The sequence below is a fragment of the Thermophilibacter sp. ZX-H3 genome (genome assembly GCF_052599055.1).
The window spans coordinates 1-1,189 of record NZ_JBQXES010000042.1 but is presented as its reverse complement, the minus strand read 5'-3'; the positions used below and the strand labels follow the sequence as shown (position 1 = coordinate 1,189).

At 69.8% G+C, this 1,189-nt stretch carries 1 protein-coding gene; it reads right to left on the bottom strand.

The genetic code is table 11. The features are described from left to right. The coding region (locus ACULPM_RS10940; protein WP_445332300.1) for an IS1249 family transposase at positions 1-1,074 on the bottom strand (1,074 nt) is incomplete at its 3' end. Between the last annotated feature and the right edge of the window lie 115 nt (positions 1,075-1,189).

Genomic DNA, 1,189 nt, shown 5'->3' with positions numbered 1-1,189 from the left:
CCACACGACCCGGTCGCCCCACTCCGGGCCCCCGTCGTCGCGCTTGGGGCCCGCCGAGTAGGTCCTGTAGAGCAGGTCGATGTCGTCGTCGGTCGGCATGGACGAGAGGGCGTCGCGCGCGGGCCTCGGTGACTCCGTGTGCAGGTAGCACCACCAGAAGACCGCCTTCACGCGCCGCATGGCCGACATGCCGCGATGGTTCCTGAGCATGTCCCGGAGCTGGGCGTTGACGCCGCCCTCAATCGCGTTGTTGGTGCGCGGCAGCGGCCCCTCCGCCGTCAGCGCGGGGTCCAGGTAGGTGAAGAGGGTCCCCCGCGAGACGAGCCGCGAGAGCGACGAGCGGGCCTTCCTGAGCCTCTCGTGGGTGAACTGGCGCCTCCCGTCGACGTAGGAGACGTCCTCGAGGAAGTCGGCCCAGAACCCGCACCACTGCAGGTAGCGCTCGACCCACCAGTCCGCCTGGCGGAGGGTCTCGAGGTGCATCAGCTCGAGCGCGAGCGCGTAGAGCTCCCTGCCCGCCTGGAGCCTCGGGCGCGAGGTGGTGTAGCGCCTCACCTGGCAGAACGCGTGGAAGAGGCACCTCTGCACCCTCGTGCGCGGCCATGCCCGGCGCCTCGCCCTCTCGAAGCCCGTGCCGCCGTCGCACACCACCACGTCCGGGGCCGGGATCGGCGCCATCAGCGCCTCCCAGGCCCTCGAGGTCTCCGCCTGCGCCATGTACCACGAGACGACGTGCTCGCCGTCGTGCGCGATCAGGACCACGAGCTCGCGCGCGAGCCAGATCCCGTCCACGAAGAGCACCCTGTGGACCTCCCCGGTCGGCACGGGCATGGGCCACACCCGCCAGAACTCGGCCGTCCTCCTCCTGAACGTCCTTCCCTGCCCGGGCATCGAGAGCTGGGTGTCCTTCGAGGTCAGCCACGCCAGGAACTCGTCGAGCCTCGCCGCCGTGTCGTCGTAGGAGAGCGTCGTGGAGGCGCCGCAGGAGCCGCACCTCCACCTCTGCGAGCCCGCACTCGTCCTCCCGTTCCTCTTCATCGCCGCCCCGCAGGAGGGGCACCTGACCGCCTTCATCCGCGAACCTCGATTCCGTCGGGTTTAACGGTCGGATTTTCCGCCATCGACCTGCGGAGACGGGGCGCGGGCGGACACACTTTCTGTCCGAGTGGTTAAAAGCTCCGCACGGATT